We start from the raw sequence: 19,617 nt of genomic DNA on the forward strand, positions 1-19,617 counted from the left end.
CCCTCAGGCCTTGTAGATCAGGCTGTCGACCACGACCTTCTTCTCGAAGATGCCTTTTTCGGTGAACAGGTCGTAGAACTTCTGGAAGTGCGCCAGGTCGCTGGGCTTGAACTCGTTGTAGAGCATGTAGGACGCCAGCGGCACCTCGGCCGTGAGCGGGCCTTCGATGGCGGTGTAGCCCTTCATGAACTGGCGGGCCTCTTCGGGCTTGGTGCGCACCAGCTCGATGCCGCGGGCATAGGCGGCGATGAACTTTTTGGCAGCCTCGGGGTTCTTCTTGATGAACTCGCTGGTCAGGCTGGCCGCGCCGCCGTGCCAGGGGGCCATGGCATCGCCCAGGATGTACCGGGCCACCACGCCCGACTCGATCACGCGGGTGGTGCCGTTCATGCGGCCGATGGTGCCCGTGGGCTCCAGCGTGTAGCAGGCGTCCACCTGGCCGGCCACGATGGCGGCGATGTGCTGGCCGATGGGCAGCTCAGTCACCGTGACGCCGCTGGCGCCCGCGCGCTCCAGCATGGTCTTGCACAGGGTCATGTTCTGGATGCCGGGGCCGGAGGCGACCTTCTTGCCCTTGAGGTCGGCCATGGTCTTGATGGCGCTGTCCTTGCCCGTGATGAACTGGTCGAGCACGAACTTGGCGTTGCTCGGGTTGGTCGCGAAGATCTTGAACAGGCCGGGCTGGGCGATTTCGCCAATGGCCAGGTTGGCCGAACCCGTGCCGTTGGAGCTGCCATCGGACCGGCCCGAGAGCATGGCCTCCATGACCTGCTGGGCGCCCGCGAACTTGAGCGGCTCCACGTCCAGCCCGGCCTCCTTGAAGTAGCCCTTTTCCACCGCTGCGAAGAAGGGCAGGCCGGCCGCCACGGGCCAGAAGCCGATGCGGATCTTGGGCGCCGCCTGGGCGCGCACCAGGGCAGGGGCGGCCAGCGCGCCCAGGGTGGCGGCCGAGGCCTGCAGGACGCGGCGGCGCGAGGCGCCGGTGGATGGGGTGGAACTGTGGGATGTCATGGCAGGCTCCTGCAGCAGGGTTGGAGGTGGATGGAATGGGGGTGTCAGTTGCCGGCCTTGAGCGAGGCGATGTACGCCCGCCAACCGCCAAAGTGGCTGATGTCGCGCGCCCCGGCCAGGGCCAGCGGTTCGCAGATGAAGCCCTGCACGCTGCTGCCGTCGGCCAGGGACAGCGTGCCTATGCCCAGCGGCTGGGGGATCAGTGCGACAAAGCTGCCGTAGTGCGCGGCCGGCATGCGCCAGACCTCGACGGCGATGCGCGCGCCCTGGCCCGGCGCCACGCGCAGCAGGCCGGGCTTGGGCGGCACGGTGCCGGGCAGGGCGTAGAGCTGGTAGTCGGGCGCGGTCTCGGTGGCACGCTCCAGCGTGGCGCCGCGTTCGGTGAGCTGGCCGTTGAGCGGCATGCCGCTCAGGTGCGCGCCGACCACGGCGACCCGCACCGTGGCAGGCGCCTGCAGCCCGGCGATGGGCTGCGGTGCCGGCAGAGGTGTGCTGCCAGCAGCCTGGGGCAGGCCGGTGGCATGGTGGTAGCGCTGGCCCAGCTCGGCCAGCTGCAGGTCGCTGCCGCTGGGGCCGATCAGCGTGATGCCGAAGGGCAGGCCATCGGCGCGCAGGCTGCTGGGCACCGCGATGGCGGCATAGTCGAGCAGGTTCACGAAGTTGGTGTAGGCCCCCAGGTTGCGGTTGAGCACCACCGGATCGGCCTGCATGGCGGCAATGGTGTAGTGCGTGGGGGCTGTGGGCACCAGCAGCACGTCGATGGCCTCGGCCCCCTGCCACATGGGCGCGACCTGCTGGCCCAGGGCGCGCAGCCGGGTCTGGGCATCGCACAGGTCGGCCGCACTGTAGCCGCGCCCGCTGGCCAGGATGCTGCGCACGGGCTCCACCACCTGGTCGGCATGCGCATCGAAGAAGCTGCGCACGGCGGCATAGCGCTCGGCCACCAGGGCGCTTTCGTAGAGCAGGGCGGCGGCCTGGGCCAGCGGCGCATAGTGGATGGAGACCGGCGTGCCGCCCAGGGCCTGCAGCCGGACGACGGCTTCGGCAAAAGCGGCCTCGGCCGCGGCATCGCCAAAGAACTCCAGCACATCGGGCACACCGAAGCGAAAGCTTGCGGGCAGCGGCTCGCTGGCCAGCGTGAGCTGCCGGCCATACGGGTCTTCTGCGTCATGGCCCTGCGCCACCTGCAGCACACGGGCCGCCAGATCCACGGTGCGCGCAAAGATGGAGACGCAGTCCGCGCTCTGCGCTGCCGGCACCACACCGCGTGCGCTGATGAGGCCCTTGGTGGGCTTGACGCCCACGATGTTGTTCAGCCCGGCCGGCACGCGGCCCGAGCCAGCGGTGTCGGTGCCCAGCGCAAAGTCCACCTGCTCCGTTGCCACCACGTAGGCCGAGCCCGAGCTGGAGCCGCCCGACACATAGGCCGCATCCAGCGCGTTGGGCACCGCGCCATGGGGCGAGCGCGTGCCGTTGAGGCCGCAGGCGAACTGGTCCAGATTGGTCTTGCCCACCAGGGTGGCGCCCGCATCGAGCAGGCGCTGCACCACCGCGGCGTGGGTTGTGGCGGTGTAGGCGAAAGCGGGGCAGGCGGCCGAGGTGGGGTAACCCGCCACATCGATGTTGTCCTTGACCGCAAAAGAGAGGCCACTGAGCGGCCCGCCCGGCGCGCCGGCAATGGGCGGCTCGCAGCGCACGAGCCAGGCCTGCTCGGCCCGCACCGGCACGCCTGCCGCGGCGGGGGAAAGTCCGGCCACCAAAGAGCTTGTTGCTTGCACCATTTTGAAGAATTCAATCTTGGATACAAGATGAGATGCAAGCGCTGTGCCAGGTGTGCGGGAGCGTGAGGGCTGGGCGGCGACCTGCCCTGCGCTCAGAGGAAAAAGGGGCGCCTGGCTCCTTTTGCGCAGGGCAGGCTCGCGCCGTTGGCGGTTCGGATCCTGCCGCGCTCTGGTGCACGGATGGGGTTTCTGGGGGGGCGGGACGCGCTAAAGTGGTGAGCCTTGCTGGTGTCCTTGGAGCGCATGGAGGATGCCGGCCTGAAATCCATCCCCAGCCGTGTCCGCATGATCTCCTTCCACAACCCCCTGCACCACCGGCATGCGCCGGTCCACGAGTTCTACCGCGGCGAGCGCGTCCCCTGCTTCGAGAAGCCGGTGCGTGCCCAGTACGTCGAGGACGCGCTGCGCGAACGCGGCCACGGCCTCTTGGCGCCCGATGTGGACAGCAGCCCCGTGTTGGCCCAGATCCATGCGCCGCGCTACCTGGCTTTTCTGCAGAGCGCCTGGCAGCAATGGCTGGCACTGGACGCGGCCAACGCTTCGGTCCAGCCCTTTCCCTCTGTCTGGCCGGTGCGCAGCCTGCGCAGCGACGTGGAACCTGATAACTTCGTGGCCAAGCTCGGCCTGTACTCCATGGACAACGGCACGCCCATGGCCGAAGGTACGTGGGAGGCCGCCAAGGCCGGGGCCGATGCCGCCGCCAGCGCAGCAGCCCGGGTGGCCCAGGGCGCGCGCGCCGCGTTCTGCTGCACGCGCCCGCCCGGCCACCATGCGGGCCCGGATTTCATGGGCGGCTACTGCTTCCTCAACAACGCTGCCGTGGCCGCGCAGTGGCTGCGCAACCACGGGTCCGACCGCGTGGCCCTGCTGGACGTGGACTACCACCACGGCAATGGCACGCAAAGCATCTTCTACGACCGCGCCGACGTGCTTTTCATCAGCATGCATGGCGATCCGCGCACCGAGTACCCGTTCTACCTGGGCCATGCCGATGAAACCGGCGCAGGGCAGGGCGCGGGCTTCAACCTGAACCTGCCGTTGCCTGCGGGCACCAGTGCAGACACCTGGTTTGCCGCGCTGGAGCAGGCCTGTGTGCGCATCACCCAGTACCAGGCGGACACGCTGGTCGTGTCACTCGGGCTCGACGCCTTCGAGGACGACCCGATCTCTAAATTCGCCCTCAAGACGACGGACTTCACGCGCCTGGGCGAGCGCCTGGCCGCCCTGGGCCTGCCCACGGTGTTCGTGCTGGAGGGGGGCTATGCGGCGGCCGAGCTGGGCCACAACGCCGTGAACGTGCTCGACGGCTTCGAGCAGGCGGCGGCGCGGTGAGCGAGGCCGTCGACTGCGTGGTGGTCGGTGCCGGTGTGGTGGGCCTGGCCGTGGCCCGCGCGCTGGCCTTGCAGGACCGCGAGGTCATGGTGCTGGAGGCAGCCGATGCCATCGGCACCGGTACCAGCGCGCGCAACAGCGAGGTCATCCATGCCGGGCTGTACTACCCGGCCGGCTCGCTCAAGGCCCGCCTGTGCGTGCAGGGGCGCGAGATGCTCTATGCCTACTGCGCCGAGCGCGGCGTGCCCCACCGGCGCTGCGGCAAGCTCATCGTGGCCACGGCGGCCGACCAGATCCCGGCGCTGGAGGGCATCGCGGCACGTGCCCTGGCGAATGGCGTCACCGACCTGCAGTGGCTGGACACGGCAGCCGCCCAGGCGCTGGAGCCCGCGCTGCAGTGCGTGGCCGCGCTGCACTCGCCCAGCACCGGCATCATCGACAGCCATGCGCTGATGCTGGCCCTGCAGGGTGACCTGGAGCACGCGGGCGGGCTGGTGGCGCTCAACTCGCCGCTGGCGCAGGCGCACTGCACGGCCGAGGGCATCCACCTGCAGGCGGCCGATGGCACGCAGTTGCTGGCACGCAGCGTGGTCAATGCTGCCGGCCTGGCTGCGCCCGATCTGGCGCGCCGCTTCAAAGGGCTGGACCCGCGCCATGTGCCTACGCCGTACTATGCCAAGGGCAACTACTTCACCCTCGCCGGGCGTGCGCCGTTCAGCCGCCTGATCTACCCTGCCCCCGAGGCGGCGGGCCTGGGCGTGCACCTCACGCTGGACCTGGGCGGCCAGGCCCGCTTCGGCCCCGATGTGCAATGGGTGGACGACCCTGCCGATCTGCTGGTGGACCCCGCCCGTGGCGATGCCTTCTATGCCGAGGTGCGCAAGTACTGGCCGGGCCTGGCGGACAGCGCGCTGCTGCCGGGCTATGCCGGCATGCGCCCCAAGATCACGGCGCCGGGCGAGGCCGCGGCCGACTTTGTGGTCCAGGGGCCGGCGGTGCACGGCGTGCCGGGCCTGGTGAACCTGTTCGGCATCGAGTCACCGGGCCTCACGAGTTCACTGGCCATCGCAGCGCATGTGGCCGCTTTGTCGCCGTGATGCGTGTCAACACCCTGTCATGCGTAGGCCATTGCGTCCAAGTCCTACATGGTTTTTGGCGATGTGTCCGCTAAGATGACAGCGAGCGCTGCATGAGGGAGAGCCTGCGGCAACCCATGGGGTGTGATTTCTTCAATTTCTAATCAGAAAGGTTTGCTGTATGAGCGTTTCCGACTCCGTTTCCACGACCCAGGCCGATCTGGAAAAACTCGTGTCCGACCTGCGCGGCCTGTTGGCCAGCAAGGACCTCGACTCCGTGCCCGACATCAAGCTCTTGCGCCAGAAGCTCGACGATGGCCTGCACAATGCGCGCGAAGCCGCCGTGCGCGCCGCCCAGGATGCCGCTCGCCAGGCCAAGGATGCGGCCCTGGCTGCCGACCGCTACGCCCATGACGAACCCTGGCGCGTGGCCGGTGCTGCGCTGGCAGTGGGCGCTCTGGTGGGCTTTCTGCTGGCCCGCCGCTGAAGCGAGGGCGGCCCACGGGGGCGCCTTCTTGCGCACTTGCGGTGCGGCAGGGCATTGCTCTGCTGGCGCCGTGGTGCCTGCAACCCTGGCAGCGCGGCCTGCCTTGACTATCTAACACCCAAGGACACTGATGAACTGGTTCGCTCTTCTGGGCCTGGATGCGCTGGTGGCGCGCTGGCGCGCGAACATCATTGAAGGGGCCATTGCCGCCGAAGACCGCATGGACCTGGTGCGCCTGGAATGGCAGGACCAGAAGCAGCGCCTGCAGCAACTGCTGGTGCTGACCATTCTGGTCGGCGGGCTCACGGTGGTGGCCCTCATCATGCTGTCCATGGCGCTGCTGGTGCACTTCTGGGACACCGAGCACCGCGTGCTCGTGGGCTGGCTGGTGGCCGGTGCATGGCTGCTGGGCTGGGGCGCGGCGCTGGTCCGCCTCGTGTCCGTAGCCAAGCGGGCCGGCAACGGCTTTGCACTGACCCGCCAGGAACTGGCCCAGGATTGGCGTGACATCAAGGAGCGGCTGTGATGCCTGCCGAGAAACAAGCCTTTGTTACCGAACCCACGCCCGAACAGCAGCGCGTGCTGGACCGCATTGCCCTGCAGCGCGAGCGCATTCGCGCACGGCGCAAGGCCCGGGCCCAGGCGCTGGCCCTGGCGCAATCCGCCCAGCAGGCTTCGCCGGATGAGCCGTTTGCCCTGCGCGCAGCGGCGTTTGCCAAGCAGCACCCGGTCGCAGTGGCCGCCCTGGCCGGTGCCGCCGTGGTGGCCGGGCCGCGCCGCCTGGTCCGCTGGGTGGGGCTGGCGATGCCGCTCATCACCCGCCTGGGCCCGTTGCTCGCGCGAAGGGGCTGACGGCGGCCACGGCCCGCATGCACATCGCAGAGGGCCGGCGGGCCAATGGGGGTCAGCCCCCCACTGGCAGTTGCGCCCGCAGTTCCTTGGCCAGAACATTGCCTGGCCCATAGACGTCCATGGCGACCGCTGCCGTGCCGCGGTTCCCTGGATCGCAGGTCACCGTGACCTTGGAGAACTGCCGCTGGGCGTCCGACGCGAAGCGCGCGGTGCACACCATGGCGGCGTCGGCATCGCTGCCTGGCACGCGCACCGGCTGGTCGAAGCTGAAATCAGATGGCTGGGCGTTGGCAAACGGCAGGCTGGCATTCCACGCCGAACACACGAGGTTGAGCGCCTTCACGGATTTTCCCTGGCTGCTCAGTTCGATCTCGACCAGGGCGCTCAGGTGGTAGTCTCCGGCCACGAAGATCAGGCCCTCGATCTCGTTCTTGACAATGAACCGGACCAGCCGGCGCCAGCTGGCCGGATAGCCGAGCCAGTTGTCGGCAGCGATGCAGGTCGCCGGTTGGGCGACGAAGCGGTTCTCCGGCAGGGCGAATACGCTGCCGCTGCACAGCAGCTTGGGCCCTTTGGGGTGGGCCGTCAGCCAGTCTTCGATGGCCTCCATCTGCTCGTCGTGCATGATGCGCGCATGCCTCCAGTTGCCCAGGGTGCGGGGGCTGCGTTCGGTGCGCGTATCGGCCGCGAACGCGGGGATGCCGCCCACCTCGAAGCAATGCCACAGGCCGCGCTCCACCCTGTACACCTGCGGGCCCACGGACAGCCGAGGCAGCCCCGGGCGGTGAAAGCGTGACTGGTAGGCCGTGGCCGCCAGGAAGCCGCTCAGGAAACGCTGCCCACGCACGGAGTCGGCCGTGGCACGGTCCGCCCCGTCGAGGTTGTCGTCGAACTCGTGGTCGTCCACCACCAGCCAGACGGGAAGGCGCGCGAACAGCTGCCGCGTGGCGGGGCTGCCCCAGCTCTCGCGGTAGCGCTGGGCGCCGCGCTCGTCGGGTTCCGTGGTCTCGGCGATATTGGCGGTGGCATCGGCATAGATCTGGTCGCCCAGCAGCAGCAGCGCCTGCACGGGCGCGCTGGCATGGTCGATGTGCTGCGCCATGTCGCCGGCCAGGGCATCGATCGCGCTGCGCTCGAAGGCCAGGCCCGGCCAGCGGCAGGAGCTGGCGAGGAAGCTGGTGCAGGTGTGCGTCTGGCCGTCCGCAGCAAACCGTTGCCACCAGGGCCGTGCGGCCAGGTCCAGAGCGATGGGTGGCGATTCAGCCACGGCATGCGCATCCCCGGCCACGCCGGACCCCTGGGGAAGGCTGCGCAGCACCAGGCTGATGGGCGGCAGGCTGGCAAACCGCAGGCTCGCACTTTCCTCGAGCACGCAGGTCCAGTAGTAGCCCTGGCCGGTGGGCGGCCTGGCCGGAGAGGGGGCGGATTCGACCACGCCGGGAAGTTGCGTGATCCAGGCTGCGGGGCACACGGCACCGCCGATCCGGAGCTCGGGCGGTATCGGTGTGCTGGTGGTATCGAGGTACTGTTCCACCCAGATCACCAGCCGGCGCTGCCCCTTGGGCCCGTGTTCGATCTGCAGCATGGGGCCGGTGAGCGGCCGGATGGGCGTGGTGAAATCGCGATCAGCCAGGTCGGTGTCGCTGGACTGGCCGTCCGGGCACGGCCGTTCGGGATCGATGTGGCAACCATCGGTGATGTCCTCGAACGCGGCCGGTTGCTCAAGGAAGCGGGTGAGGTGGGGATAGATGTCCCGGTGGGCATGCTTGCCGAACAGGAAATCCATGTGCCCATAGCCTTTGCGCAGGAAGGTGCGCACCACGTGTTCCTGCGGCTGGCCTGCGAAGATCCGGCGCAGCCGGTTCCAGCTGCGCGCCGCGCCGCGCGGATCGAACACCTGGTTGTCCAGCCCGTGCACGAACAGCGTGGGAAAGTGCCAGTTCTGGCGGAAGTTGTCTTGCAGCAGGTAGGCGTTCTCGCCATCGCGGTTGGTCAGCCGCTCGCGCAGCACGATGAAGTACAGCTGGCGGAACACCTCGACGCCGGCCACACCCACGAGTTCGCCCAGCCGCTCGTGCGTGCGCGGGTCCAGGTTGGCGTGCACCCATTCGCGCCCGTAGAACGCGGTCATCCGGTTGCAGATGGCACAGCCCGCGCCGGGCGATTCGCGGTGCGCCTCGTGCAGGCTGCGTTCCTCCTCGGTCCAGGCCAGGGTCGCCGCGAACCGGTCCAGCAGCTCATCGGCCGCATCGGGCTGGGCCGGGAGCAGGGGGCTGATGCGCTCCCTGCCGGTCAGCAGATTGCGGTAGAGCGCAGCCAGGGCGCCCGAGAAGCGGTTGGACACCGACGGCACCACCCACGGGTGCACGGCATGGATGATGGCCGCGCGCACCTTGGTGGTGTCAAAACGCGCCTGCAGTGCAGACATCGCGAAGGCCCCTGCGCCCACGCAGTGCGCGAAGACATCGATGGCCTGGCCTCCCGCTTGTGCGTGCACGCGGTCGATGGCGGCGGGAATATCGGTGTGCGCAATATCGTCCATGGTGTGCGCACCGCGCGCGTAGCGCAGGCGGTTGGACATGCGGTTGTCCAGCAGCCAGACGGTGTAGCCTGCGCGCAGGAAATGGCCGGCCATGCTGGTGTCCACGGTGTCCGTCGCGTACACGCCGCTGCCATGGGCCAGCCCATGGATGAAGAGCACATGCCGCCCGCCTTCGGGATGGCGGTAGACCGTGAGCTGCAGCCCGATCTGTTGCTGCGCTCCGCTGCGGCGTGCCGCCTTGAGCACCTCCTCCTGTGGCCGGACAATGGCCCCTCCGGCGGTCTTCAAGGGAGGATGCGGTGGCAGCGCCGGGGGCGTGTACTGCCCGTAATCCAGGCCCCGCAGTGACCAGAAGTGCGTCTGCATCAGTGCGCGCAGCCACAGGGAGGCGAATGCCGCCAGCCCGACCATGGAGGCCGGCGTGCTGGACGATTCGCGGATCTGCAGGCGCAGCCGGCTCACCAGGTCGGCCAGATCGACGCGCAGCCCGAGCTTCCAGGGCGTGCCCTCGTCTTTGGTGCGCAGTTCGAAGTCCAGCAGCGTGAGCGCTTCCCACAGCGTGCGCGCACCTGGGCGGTAGGCCAGCAGCTTGCTGCCGCGGGCGACGACCTCCAGGGGGTGGTCCATGGCACGGCCCTGCGGCAGCAGCGTGAAGTGGTAGTCGAGTGTGCGGTGGTTGGTGTGCAGCCAGCCCGCGCGCGCGAGGGCGCACAGCTTCTTGAGCCAGCCGGGCCCCAGGTACCGCAAGAGATTGCCCGGCCTGCGTTCCTGGAAGGCACCGAAGGCGAGCAGCCAGCGCCAGACCCTGCGCACAACGCTGGCGCGCTCGAACGCGAGCAGCGACACCTGCCCTGCACCGCGCAGCAGGGGTTCGCCCTTCAAGGCCTCGGAGTGGATGGACGGCCAACCGGGAAGGGGGTTGGCGTAGATCGACAGGGAGGCATCCCACCGCGTCGACGGCTCGGCCAGCCACTGCTGCAGGTCCACCTCCATCTCGACGGCGGCGATGAACGCGCGCGGCTGCATGGCGGCCCCGGGGGACTGTGCGGGATCGTGCCGGTTCAGCAGTTGTCGAGCCCAGTCGGGCAGGTGGCCCTGCTCGGTACCGCCCAGCAGGTGCTCATGGATGCGAAACCGGAGCTTTCCGTCGGCGCCGGCCCGCGTGGCCACCTCCACGCGCGGTTGCGGCCGGGCGGCTTGGGCGGCTGCCGGCTGCGCGGTAGGGGCCTGGTCCGGCTGCGCCAATTCGCCGGCGATGTCCCGTGCGGCGAGCATGGAGAGGGCGGAAATCGTGACAAAGGGATTGACGCCCAGCGCGCGCGGAACGATGGCACCGTCCAGCACATGCAGGCCCGCATGCACCTCGCTCCCTGCACCCTTGAACACCGCGCCGCGCCAGTCGACCGCGCCCTGCGTGCCGTTGTCGCCCATGGCGCAACCACCCAAAGGGTGCACTGTGACCGACTTCTCCAGCTGGCTGCCCGCGATGATGTCGGAGAAACCGTCAGGTGCCGGACGCCACAGGGGGTTGGGCAGGTAGTCGCCACCGTCGAAGCCCCCGGCCGCATGGGCCCGGCCCAAGGCGTTGTGCACCGCCTGGTAGTACGCGGCATGCCCTGCGGTAGCGGTCTTGTCGTGCGCAGGCCAGCGCACGTCCAGTTCGAGTCCATGGGGGGCCGCCGGGTCGTTGCCGGTGGGGGCGCGCAGCAGGATTTGCCCGTTCGATGCATCCTGGCCCATGGCCAGCAGCAATTGCGCGTGCCGCGCTGCATCCCGCGGCAGGGCCAGGGGGTCGTCGGTGCCGGGGAAGCGTGCATCCGTGTCCTGTACATAGCGGTGCAGCGTGGACAGCGTGTGGCCCAGGGTGCTCGTGGCCTGCGCGAGCGCGGAGGGGATGGCGCCGTCCTGGAGCAGGATTTCCTGCGGCACGCCCTCGACCGTGAGCGGCACGCGCAGCGTGGCCGAGATCGTCGGCCCCACATCACGGCTGGGCTCGGTGCCGTCGGCTTCGGGGGCCGAGACCGCATTGACGGCCCGGCGCTGGCGCCAGCCCATCGCCACCACGTCGCCATTGGTGGAAAAGGCCGCGCCGAGCCGCTCGGAGTGCGGAACCTGAGCCGAGCGCAGCAGCAGCTCGGTGCTGCCCAGGCTGCCCGCGCTGACGACGACGGTATGCGCATCGATGGTGAATTCGACGGGGGCTGTGTTGCGGCTGCCGGTGGAGCACTCGAAGTGCACGCGCCAGCGCAGGCTGCGCCCGTTCGCGCTGCGTGTGGATGTTGCAAGGGGCTCTACCCGCAGGGCATGGCCGCCGACGAAGAAGCGCGCGCCGCGGCGGTGGGCCGCCGGGATGAGGTTGGTGGCCAGCGACCCCTTGGCGCCGACGTTGCAGCCGGTGAAGCAGTTGCCGCAGCGCACGCAGGCCTCCATCTCCACCCCATGCGCGTTGGTCCTCTTCGTCCCCGAGATGGTCAGGTCGACCGGCTGGGCGCTGCCGGCCTGCAGCGCGCCGCCCAGGCGGGACAGGGCCTGGAACTTGGGCAGTTCGGCCGCGCGTTCCAGGGGCGCGGCCTCCAGGGCGCAGACGACTTCGTCCAGGGCCTTTAGCAAGGCCCCGTGGCGTGCGCCGCCGGGCCGGTAGACACCGGGCCACGGCGCATGGCCGAAGGTGCTTGCCGCAGGCTTGAAGGCCACGCCCGCATTGACCAGGGAGCCACCCCCCAGGCCGCTGCCGGTGAGCACCGCCACCTGCTCGAAGTTCTGGACGTTGAGCAGCGCCTGCGCGTTCCCCAGGGCCTTTCCGCTTGCGCCACGCTGCATCCGCAAATGGCCCGGCAGGTGGCCGATGTCCTCGGGAAACTCGCCGAGCGCGTATTCCCGGCCGCGTTCGACAACCCAGGTTTCCACGCCGGGCGCAGCCAGTTCACGGGCTGCGAAACTCCCGCCATAGCCTGAGCCCACAACAAGGACATCGCAGCAAGGGGAGGCATTGAGCTGCAACATCGCTTCGATGGGCTCTGACCAGCGAGAATGGGGCGCCATGGGGCCTTTCCGTAGGGCTTTGTTTTGGGTAACAATTGTTTACATGCATTTTCTACCGCCCTTTCCTGTTGATGCCAATCACCCATTGGATGTAGCGATGGCGCGCGAGTCGCTGCGGCTGCGGGCGCAGCAGTCGGTCAGCGCGCGCACCATGGTGGTGGTGGCGGCCATCGTGGCGGCGATCTGCTTCGGCTTTTCCACCCCGGTCTGGCGTGTGCTGGCCTGGATGATTCCCGTGGTGCTCATGGCCCAGATCAATGCGGTGCTCAGTGCCCGGGCCCTGGCGGTGCTCGACACGGCGGATGCTGCCGCGCTGGCAAAGCAACAGACGGACCACTGGTGGATCACCATCGCCAACCAGGCCCTGATGGGCACGACGGTCTGGTGGATCGGCTATGGCACCAGCGGGGGCATCGCGACCTTTGCCACCGTGCTGCAGCTCATCTACCTGGGCGGGGCGCTGGTGAATGCGTCGACGCACCCGGCCACCTTCATCGCCGGGGCATGGATCAACCTGGCCTTCGCGGCCGTGTTCTGGCTGACGCAGGGCGGCACCAATGGCCTGCCGCTGGCCCTGGCCCTGTTCGGTGTGGGGCTGGTGGTCGCGGTCTCGTCGCGGCAGACGGCGCAAGCCTTCCGTGATTCGCTGCAGATCCGCTTCGAGAACGCAGACCTGCTGCGCCGGCTGGGGGAGGAGAAGCAGGTGGCCGAGGAGGCCAATGCCGCCAAGTCGCGCTTTCTGGCCGCAGCCAGCCATGACCTGCGCCAGCCCCTGCATGCCCTGCTGGTCTTCTCGTCGCTGCTGCACCGCCACGAAACGCCGCAGACCGCGCAACTGATTGCCCATATCCGCGACGCTGCGGGCTCGCTGGACAAGCTGTTTTCGGGGCTGCTCGACCTCTCCAAGCTGGAGACCGGCTCCATCGTGCCGCAGATGCAGGCCCTGAACATCGCGGGCATGGTGCGCGACCTGGCCGGCGAGTTCCAGCCGCGCTGTGCTGCCAAGGGGGTTTCCATAGAAACCGAGGGCGATGCCGAGGCGTGGGTGCTGAGCGATGCCTTTTTGCTTGAGCGCATTGTGCGCAACCTGGTGGACAACGCGGTGAAGTACACCAACGAAGGCGGTGTCGTGGTCTCCGTGCACGCACGGGAAAGCGTGGTGGCGCTGGAGGTGCGCGATACCGGCATCGGCATCGCGCATGAAGCGCAGGCCCGGGTCTTCGAAGAATATTTCCAGGTCGGCAATCCTTCGCGCGACCCGGGGCAGGGCAGTGGCCTGGGCCTGGCCATCGTGCGCCGCCTGGCGACCCTGCTGGGCCTGGAAATGGGCATGCGCTCGAACCCGGGCCAGGGGACCACCTTCACGCTGACCTTGCCCCAGGCGCCGATCTTCGAGAGCACGGGCGTCGGCGCGCTGCCGGCACCGGCCCAGCCGGTGTTGCACAAGGCCGTGGATGTCTGGCTCGTCGAGGACCATGCCCTGGTCCGCATGGCGACCAGCCAGGCCCTGGAGTCATGGGGCTGCAAGGTCATGCAGTGGGAGGGCATGCCCCCGGACTCCGTGATCGAATCGGCGGCCACCCCTCCGCATGCGCTGGTTGCCGACTACCGGCTTTCTGGCGATGCCACGGGCCTGGACGTGGCGCGGCGCCTGCGTTCCCGCTGGCCCGGGCTTCCCGTGGCCATCATCACCGGAGACCCGGGCATCGACATCCACGAGGTTGCGCGCCTGGGCAATATTGCAATGTGGCAAAAGCCGGTATTGCCCTCGTTGCTGATCAACTGGTTGGCAGAAATAGGTGAGCCGGCGGCCGAGCGGTCGGCTCCTGCTTTGAGGCCTGTGGTGGACAAGCCTGGAACCATCGGCCTTTCATGAGGCCGGCGTGCTGTGCGCCACCCCAATCGCACGCAACGGACCGTCTGCATGCACTCGGGGGCGGCGCCAAGCGCCCCTCGGGCGGTGGTTTATCTCATGCGATGCGCACGCCTTGCCGTGCGCAGACGTAGACCGCCTCGGTGCGGCTTTGCACGTTGAGCTGGCGAAAGATGACGCTCAGGTGGGATTTCACCGTCTGGTCGCTGATGTTGAGTTCGCGCGCAATCACCTTGTTGGGCAGGCCGCGCAGGATGGCGGCGAGCACATCGCCCTGGCGCTGGGTCAGCTCGGGGAAGGCGTGGGTGAGTTCGCTGGGCAGGTGGCTCTCTCCGGCGGGCGTTGTCCGCGCAGGGCCGGAGAGCAGGGTGGCTGGCAGGTAGATTCCGCCCGAGGCAATGGTGTTGAGGGCGAGCAGCAGGGTCTCGGGCTCGGAGTCCTTGGCGATGAAGCCCACCGCACCGTTGTCGATCGCGGTGCGCACCAGCGCTGCGCTCTTCTCGCCCGACAGCACGATCTGGCGCGCCTGGGGCACCAGTTCGCGGATGGCCACCATGGCGTCGGCCCCGGAGAGGCCTTCCATGTGCCAGTCGAGCAACACGACGTCTGCGGGCCGCGCCCGCAGTTTTTCGAGCCCTTCTTCGCAGCTGCCCGCGATCTGGGTGTCTATGCCGAAGCCAAGCTCGGCGAGCAACAGGCGCAGTCCCTCTCGAAACAGGGAGTGGTCGTCAATGACAAGAACGTTCATGGGTTGGAAGTGCAGGGCATCGCCGTGGCGTCGCAGGGCGACACAGGCACGTCGGATTGGATGGGATCGCCATCGGAAGACACATTTGGTATCGATCCGACTATGCCATGGTCTTGGCGTCCGTGCTGTGTCATCGCGATTTTTTTACCAGTTGGTGGAATCATCGTCGCGCTCGCAGCCTGCCCCCTGGACATGTCCTCAGCGCATGGCCTTGATGGCCTGCGCTGCCCGGGTCACGAGCGCCGGGCCCTCGTAGATCAGCCCGGTGTAGATCTGCACCACGTCTGCACCTGCGCGTATCTTGCTCACCGCATCCTCGGCGCTCATCACGCCTCCCACGCCGATGATGGGGAACTGGCTGCCCAGCGCGGCGCGCAGCTGGCGGATCACGTGGTTGCTGGCTTCGAGCACCGGGGCTCCGCTCAGGCCGCCGGTCTCCTCGGCATGGCGCAGGCCCTTGACGGCATCGCGGGCTATGGTGGTGTTGGTGGCGATCACGCCGTCCATGCCATGGCGCTGGAGCGTCGCGGCGATCACGGAGACCTGCTCCTCGCTCAGGTCGGGCGCAATCTTCACGAAGATGGGCGTGCGCTTGCCGGCCTGTGTTGCCAGCACTTCGCGGCGCGCAGCGATCGCACCGAGCAGGCCGTCCAGTGCCTCGTCGCTTTGGAGGGCGCGCAGGTTCTGGGTATTGGGCGAGCTGATGTTCACCGTCACGTAGTCGGCATGCGGGTACACGCCATCCAGGCAAGTCAGGTAGTCGCTGGTGGCGTTCTCGATGGGCGTGCTGGCGTTCTTGCCGATGTTCAGGCCCAGCAGCATGCGTGGGCCGCGGCCCTGGGGCTGGTCGCGAAAGCGCGATTGCTGCACATTGCGCAAGAAAGCGTCCAGCCCTTCGTTGTTGAAGCCCAGGCGGTTGATCAGTGCGCGCTTCTCGGGCAGGCGGAACATGCGTGGCTTGGGGTTGCCGGGCTGGCCCTTGGGCGTCACGGTTCCCACCTCGACGAAGCCGAAACCCATGGCGCCCAGCGCATCGATCACGCGCGCGTTCTTGTCCAGCCCGGCAGCCATGCCCACGCGGTTCGGAAAGGTCAGGCCCGCCAGCTCGATGGGGTCGTCCACCCGCGTGTTGCACCAGGCCCATTGCAGCGGCGTGCGTTGCCCGCGGGCCAGCATGTCCATGGTGAGTTCATGCGCGGCTTCGGCATCCATGCCGAAGAGGAAAGGGCGGGTGAGGGCGTAGGGGATCAGGGACATGGAGGAATGACAGGGGATAATTGCGCAATAACCGCTGATTTTCCCTCATGACGACCTCTACCCCCCTGACCCAAGACGAACTCAAGGCCCTCGTAGGCCAGGCTGCCCTGCAATACGTGGTGCCTGGCGAGATAGTGGGGGTGGGCACGGGCTCCACCGTCAACAAGTTCATCGATGCCCTGGCCAGCATGAAGGGCGACATCAAGGGTGCCGTGTCCAGCTCCGTGGCCAGCACCGAGCGGCTGAAGGCCCTGGGCATTCCCGTGTTCGACGCCAACGAAGTCGAATCGCTGTCGGTGTACATCGACGGCGCCGACGAGATCGACGGCCAGGGCCACATGGTCAAGGGCGGCGGTGCAGCGCTCACGCGCGAGAAGATCGTGGCCGCGCTGGCCGGCCGTTTCGTCTGCATCGCCGACGAATCCAAGCTCGTTCCCGCGCTGGGCAAGTTCCCGCTGCCCGTGGAAGTGATACCCATGGCGGCAGCCCACATCGCGCGCCGCTTTGCGGCCCTGGGCGGCAAGGCGACGATTCGCCAGAAGGATGGCCAGCCCTTGGTGACCGACAACGGCCAGCACATCCTGGACGTCACGGGCCTGTCCATCACCGACCCGCTGGCCTTCGAGTCCGACGTCAACCAGTGGCCTGGCGTGGTCACGGTAGGCGTGTTCGCGCACCAGAAAGCCTCGGTGTGCCTGCTGGGCACAGCGCAGGGCGTGAAGACGCTGAGCTACTGATTCCGTGCGGGCCCCGATCCCCGGGGCGGCGCCACAGAAAAGACAATGGGCCGCAGTTGCGGCCCATTGCCATGGGGGCGTTGGCCCGCCGGTTCAGAACCGGATGCCTGCCGGGTTGGTCGGCGAGGGGCCTTCGGTGGAGGGGGCCGGGCGCGTGCGTGGCGAGGCGGCGGTGGCTGCTGCTGCATCCGAGGCGGGAGCTGCTGCAGCCGGGGCTGCGGGGGCTGCGGGGGCTGCAGCAGCCAATGGCGTGGCGGGCGGACGCTGGTAGCCTGCCGTCAGCTGGGAGGTCTTGGGATAGCCTGCCACATCCAGGTACTGCGTCCATTCCGTGTCCTGGAAGCCGACCATGCGCTGCGCGCCGATGGTGCCGTAGGGCAGCGAGGTGTCTCCACTGAGCTTGCGCAGGGCCTCGAGGTCCTCGTTGGTGTTCACGGTGCGTTCGGTGAAGGGGACGCCCCGGCTCATCAGCAGGCTGCGCGCGCTCACGCAGGGCGCGCAGTCGCTGCCGGTGTACAGCGTCACGGGAAAGCGCTGCGCCACACGCGAAAGCGCCTGCGGCAGGCCGGCCGCGCTGCCCGCGGCGCCTGTCGCCGGGTTGGTGGTGGTGGCCGTGGCCTTGCTCGCATTGTCCGGCGCCCGGTCCGAGAAGGTGACCTTGCCATCGGGTCCGACGATGCGGTACACCGTCTGGGCCTGGGCCCCTGCACAGGCGAGAAGGACCAGCACCGGGGCCAGCATCGGCAGGGACAGCAGGTTCTTGCGCATTGTCTTTCTCCTCGGGATCCGTTGGTTGTAGGGGAAACTCAGGCCGCGACCGGTTCGGCCATGCCCTGGTGGCGCATCAAGGCGTCCAGGCGCGGCTCGCGGCCCCGAAAGGCCTTGAACGACTCCATGGCCGGGCGGCTGCCGCCGGCCTCCAGGATCGCCTCGCGGTAGCGGCGGCCGGTTTCGGCGCTCGGCTGGCCATCGCTGCCCACCGTTTCTTCAAACGCCGCATAGGCGTCGGCGCTCAGCACCTCGGCCCATTTGTAGCTGTAATAGCCCGCAGCATAACCGCCCGCGAAGATGTGGCTGAAGGTATGCGCCGTGCGGCTGAAGGCCGGCGGCTGCAGCACGGCCACCTCGGCGCGCACCTGGGCCAGCAGAGGCATGATGTCCTTTGCGGGATCGTGCTCGGTGTGCAGCAGCATGTCGAACAGCGAGAACTCGATCTGGCGCAGGGTCTGCATGCCGCTCTGGAAGTTCTTGGCTGCGATCATCTTGTCGAACAGCGCGCGCGGCAGGGGCTCGCCCGTGTCCACATGGGCCGTCATGTGCTTGAGCACATCCCACTCCCAGCAGAAGTTCTCCATGAACTGGCTGGGCAGTTCCACCGCATCCCACTCCACGCCGCCGATGCCCGAGACGTCGCGCTCGTTCACCTGGGTCAGCATGTGGTGCAGGCCGTGGCCGAATTCGTGGAACAGGGTGATCACATCGTCGTGCGTGAGCAGCGGCGGCTTGCCGTCCACGCCGCTGGCGAAGTTGCACACCAGGTGCGCCACCGGGGTCTGCAGCACGCCTGTGTCGGGGCGCAGCCAGCGCGTGCGCACATCGTCCATCCAGGCGCCGCCGCGCTTGCCGGTGCGGGCCGGCTGGTCCAGGTAGAACTGGCCGACCAGCGTGTCGCCGCGCTCGATGCGATAAAACTCCACGGCGGGGTTCCATACGGGCGCGCTGTCGCGGCGTATGGCCACTTCAAACAGCGTCTCGATGATCTTGAACAGGCCCGCCAGCACCTTGGGGGCCGTGAAGTACTGCTTGACCTCCTGCTCGCTGAAGGCGTAGCGCGCTTCCTTGAGCTTTTCGGCCACATAGGGCCAGTCCCAGGACTGCGGGTCGGCCAGGCCGAGCTGGCTGGACGCAAAGGCGCGCAGATCGGCCACGTCCTTTTCGGCATAGGGCCGGGCGCGGTGCGCCAGGTCACGCAGGAAGGTGACGACCTCGGTGGGTGAATCGGCCATCTTGGCCACGACCGAGACTTCGCCGAAGTTGGCATAGCCCAGCAGTTGCGCCTCTTCCTTGCGCAGGGCCAGGATCTCGCCGATCAAGGCCGTGTTGTCGTACTTGCGGGCATCGCCCTCGGCCTGGTCGGAGGCCCGGGTCACATAGGCGCGGTAGATCTTCTCGCGCAGCGCGCTCTGGTGCGCGAACTGCATCACCGGCAGGTAGCACGGCATCTTCAGGGTGAGCTTGTAGCCTTCCTTGCCTTCGGCCTGGGCGGCATCGCGTGCGGCCTGCAGCACGTCGGCAGGGATGCCATCGACTTCGGCCTCGGTGGCGTAGTAGGCAAAGGCGTCCGTGGCATCCAGGGCGTTTTCGCTGAACTTCTGGCTCAGTTCGGCCTGGCGCTCCTGGATCTGGGCGAAACGCTCCTTGGCGGCACCCACCAGTTCTGCGCCGCTGAGCACGAAGTTGCGCACGGCGTTCTTGTGCGCCTGGCGCTGCTCGCTGGTCAGCGTGGCCGGATCGATGGCCTTGTACTTTGCGTACAGGCGTTCGTCGGCGCCCAGGCGGGTCCAGAACTCGGTGACACGGGGCAGGGCGGCGTTGTAGGCGGCGCGCAACTCGGGCGTGTCGGCCACGCTGTTGAGATGGCTCACCGCACCCCAGGCCGTGCCCAGCTGTTCGGTGGCCACGTCCAGCACCTTGGCAATGGCATCCCAGCGGGCGGGAAAGTCGGGGGCAGTCACCGCCTCCAGCGCCGCGTTGGCACGCCCGAGCAGAACATCGACCGCAGGGGCGACGTCCTCGGGGGTGATGCGGTCAAACTGGGGAAGGCCGGAAAATTCGAGAAGGGCGTTGCTCATGCGGTGTAGATGGCGCCTCGGGGCGTA

The 19,617-nt window shown here is 68.3% G+C and carries 14 protein-coding genes; 7 read left to right on the forward strand and 7 right to left on the reverse strand.

Annotated features, from left to right (window positions below):
* Positions 1–3: 3 nt before the first annotated feature.
* Both HNP48_RS05440 and atzF read right to left on the reverse strand, forming a co-directional pair.
* Positions 4–1,011: an ABC transporter substrate-binding protein gene (locus HNP48_RS05440; protein ID WP_184855869.1), complete on the reverse strand. Its 1,008-nt coding sequence runs from the start codon at positions 1,009–1,011 to the stop codon at positions 4–6.
* A 44-nt stretch (positions 1,012–1,055) separates the two neighbouring features.
* Positions 1,056–2,792, reverse strand: a complete 1,737-nt coding sequence (atzF, locus tag HNP48_RS05445) for an allophanate hydrolase (RefSeq protein ID WP_260420101.1) — start codon at positions 2,790–2,792, stop codon at positions 1,056–1,058.
* 285 nt (positions 2,793–3,077) lie between these two features.
* On the opposite strand from atzF, the gene HNP48_RS05450 reads away from it, so the two are divergent.
* From HNP48_RS05450 to HNP48_RS05470, 5 genes are all read left to right on the forward strand, one after another.
* Positions 3,078–4,124 (forward strand): histone deacetylase family protein, encoded by a 1,047-nt coding sequence (locus HNP48_RS05450; RefSeq protein ID WP_184856500.1) that lies wholly within the window; start codon positions 3,078–3,080, stop codon positions 4,122–4,124.
* On the forward strand, positions 4,121–5,221 hold the full coding sequence (locus HNP48_RS05455) for an NAD(P)/FAD-dependent oxidoreductase (protein ID WP_184855870.1): 1,101 nt from the start codon (positions 4,121–4,123) through the stop codon (positions 5,219–5,221). The genes HNP48_RS05450 and HNP48_RS05455 overlap by 4 nt, the downstream gene beginning before the upstream one ends.
* 160 nt (positions 5,222–5,381) lie before the next feature.
* Entirely contained in the window at positions 5,382–5,687 is a 306-nt protein-coding gene (locus HNP48_RS05460; RefSeq protein WP_184855871.1) for a DUF883 family protein, read from the forward strand.
* 130 nt (positions 5,688–5,817) lie between these two features.
* A complete protein-coding gene (locus HNP48_RS05465; protein WP_184855872.1) occupies positions 5,818–6,213 on the forward strand; it encodes a phage holin family protein in 396 nt (131 codons plus the stop codon).
* Entirely contained in the window at positions 6,213–6,539 is a 327-nt protein-coding gene (locus tag HNP48_RS05470) for a hypothetical protein (RefSeq protein ID WP_184855873.1), read from the forward strand. The genes HNP48_RS05465 and HNP48_RS05470 overlap by 1 nt, the downstream gene beginning before the upstream one ends.
* A 52-nt stretch (positions 6,540–6,591) precedes the next feature.
* On the opposite strand, the gene HNP48_RS05475 is transcribed toward HNP48_RS05470, so the two are convergent.
* On the reverse strand, positions 6,592–12,123 hold the full coding sequence (locus HNP48_RS05475) for an alkaline phosphatase D family protein (RefSeq protein WP_184855874.1): 5,532 nt from the start codon (positions 12,121–12,123) through the stop codon (positions 6,592–6,594).
* Between the two features lie 97 nt (positions 12,124–12,220).
* Between HNP48_RS05475 and HNP48_RS05480 the strand changes: the two genes are divergently transcribed.
* The gene (locus tag HNP48_RS05480) at positions 12,221–13,999 is read left to right on the forward strand and encodes a hybrid sensor histidine kinase/response regulator (protein WP_184855875.1); all 1,779 of its coding nucleotides are present in this window, start codon (positions 12,221–12,223) and stop codon (positions 13,997–13,999) included.
* Between the two features lie 94 nt (positions 14,000–14,093).
* Here HNP48_RS05480 and HNP48_RS05485 read toward each other — a convergent pair whose 3' ends face one another.
* Positions 14,094–14,744, reverse strand: coding sequence for a response regulator transcription factor (locus HNP48_RS05485; RefSeq protein ID WP_184855876.1), 651 nt, complete (start codon positions 14,742–14,744; stop codon positions 14,094–14,096).
* Positions 14,745–14,942: 198 nt separating this feature from the next.
* On the reverse strand, positions 14,943–16,001 hold the full coding sequence (locus HNP48_RS05490; RefSeq protein ID WP_184855877.1) for a quinone-dependent dihydroorotate dehydrogenase: 1,059 nt from the start codon (positions 15,999–16,001) through the stop codon (positions 14,943–14,945).
* Positions 16,002–16,048: 47 nt separating this feature from the next.
* On the opposite strand from HNP48_RS05490, the gene rpiA reads away from it, so the two are divergent.
* The gene (gene rpiA / locus HNP48_RS05495; protein ID WP_184855878.1) at positions 16,049–16,738 is read left to right on the forward strand and encodes a ribose-5-phosphate isomerase RpiA; all 690 of its coding nucleotides are present in this window, start codon (positions 16,049–16,051) and stop codon (positions 16,736–16,738) included.
* 93 nt (positions 16,739–16,831) lie between these two features.
* Here rpiA and HNP48_RS05500 read toward each other — a convergent pair whose 3' ends face one another.
* Both HNP48_RS05500 and HNP48_RS05505 read right to left on the reverse strand, forming a co-directional pair.
* Positions 16,832–17,506, reverse strand: coding sequence for a glutaredoxin family protein (locus HNP48_RS05500; RefSeq protein ID WP_184855879.1), 675 nt, complete (start codon positions 17,504–17,506; stop codon positions 16,832–16,834).
* A 38-nt stretch (positions 17,507–17,544) separates the two neighbouring features.
* Positions 17,545–19,590 carry a M3 family metallopeptidase gene (locus tag HNP48_RS05505; RefSeq protein ID WP_184855880.1) on the reverse strand — a complete coding sequence of 682 codons (2,046 nt, stop codon included), beginning with the start codon at positions 19,588–19,590 and terminating at the stop codon, positions 17,545–17,547.
* Between the last annotated feature and the right edge of the window lie 27 nt (positions 19,591–19,617).

Source organism: Acidovorax soli (genome assembly GCF_014207955.1).
GTDB classification, from domain to species: Bacteria; Pseudomonadota; Gammaproteobacteria; order Burkholderiales; family Burkholderiaceae_C; genus Acidovorax; species Acidovorax soli_A.

Coding starts and splice junctions, on each gene's coding strand:
- HNP48_RS05490 (WP_184855877.1), bottom strand. CDS start 16,001: ATGTCCCTGATCCCCTACGCCCTCACCCGCCCTTTCCTCTTCGGCATG.
- HNP48_RS05480 (WP_184855875.1), top strand. CDS start 12,221: ATGGCGCGCGAGTCGCTGCGGCTGCGGGCGCAGCAGTCGGTCAGCGCG.
- HNP48_RS05485 (WP_184855876.1), bottom strand. CDS start 14,744: ATGAACGTTCTTGTCATTGACGACCACTCCCTGTTTCGAGAGGGACTG.
- HNP48_RS05440 (WP_184855869.1), bottom strand. CDS start 1,011: ATGACATCCCACAGTTCCACCCCATCCACCGGCGCCTCGCGCCGCCGC.
- HNP48_RS05505 (WP_184855880.1), bottom strand. CDS start 19,590: ATGAGCAACGCCCTTCTCGAATTTTCCGGCCTTCCCCAGTTTGACCGC.
- HNP48_RS05500 (WP_184855879.1), bottom strand. CDS start 17,506: ATGCGCAAGAACCTGCTGTCCCTGCCGATGCTGGCCCCGGTGCTGGTC.
- rpiA (WP_184855878.1), top strand. CDS start 16,049: ATGACGACCTCTACCCCCCTGACCCAAGACGAACTCAAGGCCCTCGTA.
- atzF (WP_260420101.1), bottom strand. CDS start 2,792: ATGGTGCAAGCAACAAGCTCTTTGGTGGCCGGACTTTCCCCCGCCGCG.
- HNP48_RS05465 (WP_184855872.1), top strand. CDS start 5,818: ATGAACTGGTTCGCTCTTCTGGGCCTGGATGCGCTGGTGGCGCGCTGG.
- HNP48_RS05470 (WP_184855873.1), top strand. CDS start 6,213: ATGCCTGCCGAGAAACAAGCCTTTGTTACCGAACCCACGCCCGAACAG.
- HNP48_RS05460 (WP_184855871.1), top strand. CDS start 5,382: ATGAGCGTTTCCGACTCCGTTTCCACGACCCAGGCCGATCTGGAAAAA.
- HNP48_RS05475 (WP_184855874.1), bottom strand. CDS start 12,123: ATGGCGCCCCATTCTCGCTGGTCAGAGCCCATCGAAGCGATGTTGCAG.
- HNP48_RS05450 (WP_184856500.1), top strand. CDS start 3,078: ATGATCTCCTTCCACAACCCCCTGCACCACCGGCATGCGCCGGTCCAC.